Consider the following 2,390-nt stretch of genomic DNA (forward strand, 5'->3'; position numbering starts at 1 on the left):
TACCGGCGGTGGTGCCGCTGCTCAAGGACGGCGGTCGGCTGCTGACGCTGGTGAAGCCGCAGTTTGAACTTCAGCCCGGCCAGGTGGGCAAGGGCGGCATCGTCAGGGACGCGGCGCTGTACGCGGTGGTTGAACAGCGTTTGCGCACCTGCTGCGCCGAACTGGGTTTGCAGGTGCTTGACTGGTTTGATTCGCCCATAGCCGGAGGCGACGGGAATCGTGAATTTTTTGTTGCCGCCTGCCAGGCAACATCCTGAAACTTGCCCGGGCAGGCCATGGCAGCAAGAACTGCCTGAGCTGTCCGCCACACCATTGAGAGGATGAACGTCATGACGGATGTCACTGGTTTTCCGGTCAGCGTCGAATTTTTTCCGCCCAAGACGCCTGAAGGTGTCGACAAACTGCGGCTGGTCCGCCAGCAGCTGTATGCCCTCAAGCCCGAGTTCTGTTCGGTCACGTTTGGCGCCGGTGGCTCGACGCAAGAGGGTACCTTCAATACCGTGCGCGAGATTCTGGCCGAACAGGTCAGCGCCGCTTCGCACTTTTCCTGCATCGGCGCCACCCGTGAACGGGTGCGCGAGCAGCTCGCCACCCTCAGGGCCATGGGCGTCAAGCGCCTGGTGGCGCTGCGCGGTGACCTGCCCAGTGGCTATGGCACCGGGGGCGAATTCCAGTACGCCAGTGATCTGGTGGCCTTCATCCGCGCCGAAACTGGTGCCGACTTCCACATCGAGGTGGCGGCCTACCCGGAAACCCACCCGCAAGCCAAATCGCCCGAGAGTGATTTGCAGGCTTTTGCCACCAAGGTGCGGGCCGGCGCCAATTCAGCCATCACCCAGTATTTCTATAACTCGGACGCGTACTTCCGCTTTGTCGAAGACGCTGACGCGCTGGGGGTGACGGTGCCGGTGGTGCCCGGCGTCATGCCGATCACCAGCTCCACCCAGCTGATGCGCTTCAGCGACGCCTGCGGCGCCGAAATCCCGCGCTGGATTCGGCTGCGGCTGCAGAGCTTTGGCGACGACACCGCGTCGATCAAAGCCTTTGGCCTGGACGTGGTGACCGACCTGTGTGAACAACTGCGCGCCGGCGGCGCGCCGGGCCTGCACTTCTACACCATGAACCAGAGTGCCGCGACGCTGGAAATTTGCCGACGGCTGGGGATTTGATATTGTTTTGATAGCTTAACACCCATATTCCATCTGGGCTACCTGGCAAAAACACCCATTGGTAGTCCATTCTCATCAGCCCATTTCATGGTACCTGCCCGCTCCCGATTTTTGTCCCATTCGCTCGCTGCTCGGGTGCTATTGGCGTTGGGCTTTTGTGCCTTGGTCATCGGCTGGGACCTGGCCCACCGTGACGGAACGCCGTCTCCGGCCCAGGCCCGCTGGCCGGTAGCGCAGGTCGCGTCGGCGGCCCCACCTGCCCTGCGAGTGTTGGCGCAGGGGCAGATCCCGATGCCACCCGACACCCCGGCGGCCCATGCCAGCAGCCTGCTGCCGATGCCCTCCCACGATCCGAATGTGCTGCTGGCATTCTGGTTTGCCGGCACCCGGGAAAGTGCGCACGATGTAGGCATTGTCGTGTCCGGTTTTGACCGGGCCACCCAGCAGTGGGGGGCGGCACGGTTTGTGGTGGAACGCCATGATCTGGGGCGTCAGCTCGGGTTTGCCGTGCGGCGTCTGGGCAATCCGGTGGCCTGGCTGGATGCGCAGGGCCGGGTACACCTGTTTGTGGTGGCCACCGGACTCGGTGGCTGGGCCGCCAGCCGCATTGTGCAACTGCGTCAGCGTCAGGCTGGGCCGGTGTGGCACCAGGGGTCTTGGGAGGTGGTGCGGGTCCTGCCTCTGTCATGGTGGTGGAATACCAGCTTTTTGGTACGCACCGCTCCTCTGGCGTTGCAGGACGGTGGCATGGTGCTGCCGGTGTATTTTGAATTGGGCTTGAAGTATCCGGTGGCGCTGCGTTTTGACGCGCAGGGGGGATTCCAGGGCATGGTGCGCATGTCGGCGCGCAAGCATGTGCTGCAGCCCGGTTTGCTGGCGTACAGCGACAGCCACTGGCTGGCCTTGATGCGTGATCAGCGCCCTGGCGGCCGGGTCACGGCTGTGCAGACCCGTGATGGGGGTCAACATTGGCAGGACTTGCCGGATCTGGCGCTGGTCAATCCTGATGCCTCGGTGGCCACGTTGGCACTGGCGCCCGGGCAGATGTGGCTGGCACATAACAGCTCGGCACATTCGCGCCGCGTGCTCGACTTGAGTCACTCGTCTGATGGTGTGCATTGGCAACTGATGCGGACGCTGGCCAAGGGCGGCGGCCATGATGAATATTCCTACCCGGCCCTGGCCTGGGCAGATGACAGCCTGTGGGTCAGTTATACCCAC

3 protein-coding genes are annotated in these 2,390 nt (G+C 63.4%); all 3 read left to right on the plus strand.

The window, feature by feature from the left end; translation table 11 throughout:
• A partial coding sequence (locus PHW99_RS05925; RefSeq protein WP_366913087.1) for an SAM-dependent methyltransferase occupies nt 1-257 on the plus strand: 257 nt, incomplete at its 5' end.
• Between the two features lie 72 nt (nt 258-329).
• Nucleotides 330-1,169 carry a methylenetetrahydrofolate reductase [NAD(P)H] gene (gene metF / locus PHW99_RS05930; protein WP_300174714.1) on the plus strand — a complete coding sequence of 280 codons (840 nt, stop codon included), beginning with the start codon at nt 330-332 and terminating at the stop codon, nt 1,167-1,169.
• A 111-nt stretch (nt 1,170-1,280) separates the two neighbouring features.
• Nucleotides 1,281-2,390 (plus strand): sialidase family protein (locus PHW99_RS05935; RefSeq protein ID WP_300174715.1); only part of this gene is annotated, 1,110 nt, incomplete at its 3' end.

The organism is Rhodoferax sp., assembly GCF_028689305.1.
Lineage (GTDB): Bacteria > Pseudomonadota > Gammaproteobacteria > Burkholderiales > Burkholderiaceae_C > Rhodoferax.

What these genes read in the sequence shown, in the direction of transcription:
- metF (WP_300174714.1), top strand. Translation starts at nt 330, where the DNA reads ATGACGGATGTCACTGGTTTTCCGGTCAGCGTCGAATTTTTTCCGCCC.